Source organism: Bradyrhizobium sp., from assembly GCF_049581145.1.
Lineage (GTDB): Bacteria > Pseudomonadota > Alphaproteobacteria > Rhizobiales > Xanthobacteraceae > Bradyrhizobium.
In genome coordinates this window covers 1-2,402 of sequence record NZ_JBAURI010001251.1, presented here as the reverse complement: position 1 = coordinate 2,402, position 2,402 = coordinate 1, and the positions used below count along the sequence as shown (strand labels likewise).

Sequence of the window (2,402 nt, the reverse complement as noted above, 5' to 3'; positions counted from 1 at the left end):
TTGTCGGCCCGATCGACCAGTACCACCTCGCGCACGACGCCGGCAGCGGCGCCCGGCACCAGTGCCGCGAGGGTGGCGACTGCGGGTTGCTCAACCCCTTCGGTCGGAATGATCACGCTCAGCATTGATGGCCCACCAATACTGCACCGTTACCACCTTGTCATAGTCAAATCAGCTCGTGATTTTGCAGCTTTTTGCGGCAACCGCAGCCGCTCGTGCGAATGGCTGTGACGCTCAATGATGCGCCGCGTGGCGCTGCCCGGTTTTGGTCTGGCTGGGCTGGTGCGCTTCGGCTCGCCAGCTTTCGATCTCGGCCAGCTCGGCTTGCGGCCGCGTCACGACGGTTTCGAGCCGGCCGAGATAGATCTTGCCGCTGTCGCCGTCGATCGTGATCCAGTCGCGGCCGGCAATCGCGGTGGCGCCGAGCATCGCCCGGTCGGCCGCGCCGTCGACCGCCATCTCGGCGCAGCCGACGATGCAGGGTTTGCCCATCTGGCGCGCCACCAGCGCTGCATGCGCGGTGCGGGCGCCGACCGAGGTCACGATGCCGGCGGCGATCGCAAAGCTCCCGACGTCGGCGGTCGAGGTGTCCGGGCGCATCAGGATCACCGGCTCGCCGGTGGCCGAAAGGCGCTGCGCGCTGTCGGAATCGAACGCGGCGCGTCCGACCGCGATGCCGCCGGACGCACCGATGCCGCCGGCGACAGGGGTTGGAGGTGACACCAGGGAGGTCTCGACCAGCGAAACCAGATCGAGATCTTCGATCCGCGCCAGCGCCTCTTCGCGGCTGATCAGCTCTTCATGCACGAGGTCGATCGCCACTCGAAGCGCGGCGCGCGGCGTCCGCTTGGCCGCGCGGGTCTGCAGCAGCCATAGCTTGCCGTCTTCGACGGTGAATTCGATATCCTGCGCGTCGCCGAATTCGCGCTCCAGCCGGCTGAAGACGTCGGAGAGTTCGCTGGTGATGGTCGGCAGCGCGCGCGCGATGGTTTCTTCCGTGTCGGGCGTGCGGCGGCCGGAGACGACGTCCTCGCCTTGCGCGTCGAGCACCAGATCGATCATCGGATGTGGTGATCCGGTCGAGGGATCGCGGGAGAACGCTACGCCGGCGCCGGAACACAGCCCGCCATTGCCGAACACCATCGCCTGCACCGTGACCGCGGTGCCCTCGAGATCGTCGAGCTGCTGCAGGCGGCGGTAGGTCTGCGCCCGCTCGCTGATCCAGGAGCGATAGACCGCGCGGGCGGCGGCCTCGAGCTGCGCGTCGGCATCTTCCAGCCATTCGTCGTTACCGCCTTCGACCAGTGCCCGCTCGTCGGCGGCGAGACGCTCGATCGCCTCGCTGTCGAGTTCGCGGTCGCTGCCCGCGCCTTCGCTCGCCGTCAATTCGGCCAGCCGGGCCGCGAGCGGGGCGGGGTCGATGCCGAGCACGGTCTCGGCAAAACTTTCGATGAAGCGCCGCCGGCAATCCCATGCCAGCCGCGGCCGGCCGGTGGCGCGGATCAGGCCTTGCACCGCGCTCGAAGTGCAGCCGACATTCAGCACGGTGTCGAGCATGCCGGGCATCGATCGCGCCGCGCCCGAGCGCACCGAGAGCAGCAGCGGCCGCCGCCGGTCGCCGAAGCGTTTTCCGGTCGCTTCCTCCAGATAGGCGATGCCCTGCTTCAAGCCGTCGCGCAAATCGTGCTCGGCATGCGGGTTGCCCGCGATCACATTGGCGCACAGCCTGACCGGGAGCACGAAAGCGGGCGGCACCGGCAGGCCGAGCGCGGCCATTCGCGCCAGGTTGGCCGCCTTGGCGCCGACCACATCTGCCGAATGCTGTTCGGTCGATGCGCCACCGATCCGCACGATATGCATGCGCTGTTTCCTCTCAAGCTGACAGGTCGGCCATGATGTGCCGCCGCAACAGATGCCCGAACCCCGCGAGCCGGTCGGTGGCGCGTTCGATCGCGCGCGCCAGTTCGAGCACGGACAGCGAGGTCGCGAGGTCAAAGCCGCCGGTGAACACGAGTGCGGTGATCGCGCGCTCCTCGGTATCCGCGCTGTGCTCGGCATCGATCAGGCGCACCACGGCGGCCAAGGCATCCTCGGAATCGGCGCGGCGCCCTTCCGGGACTTCGACGGTCGCGGCCAGCCCGGACGCTGCGGCCTCGGTCGCGGTGGTCGCCACCGCGCAGAGGCCCGACAGCGTCGACAGCAGCGCCGCGTCGATATTGGCGGGCGCCAGCGAGGCGATGAAGGCGGCCTGCTCCAGCTCGTCGACCGTCGCCTCGGCGAGGTCGATCAATTGTTCGATCACCGGCTTGGCGTCGAGACGGCTGGCCTCCTTGCGGGCTTCGATCGCAATCCGGTCGGCCTTCTGCTCGATCCGGCCGGCGCGCGCCGCCAGCAGCTTGCCG

General features: G+C 69.0%; 1 protein-coding gene and 2 pseudogenes. All 3 read right to left on the bottom strand.

Features of this window, described 5'->3' with window-relative positions:
• Window positions 1-125, bottom strand: a pseudogene (locus tag WCB02_RS39765) (glycosyl transferase); the annotation flags it as partial.
• Window positions 126-234: 109 nt separating this feature from the next.
• The gene (locus tag WCB02_RS39760) at window positions 235-1,860 is read right to left on the bottom strand and encodes a PEP/pyruvate-binding domain-containing protein (protein ID WP_423967944.1); all 1,626 of its coding nucleotides are present in this window, start codon (window positions 1,858-1,860) and stop codon (window positions 235-237) included.
• A 13-nt stretch (window positions 1,861-1,873) separates the two neighbouring features.
• Window positions 1,874-2,402 (bottom strand): annotated as a pseudogene (locus WCB02_RS39755) (hypothetical protein); the annotation flags it as partial.

Excerpts from the sequence above, each read along its gene's own strand:
- WCB02_RS39760 (WP_423967944.1), bottom strand. The coding sequence starts at position 1,860 with ATGCATATCGTGCGGATCGGTGGCGCATCGACCGAACAGCATTCGGCA.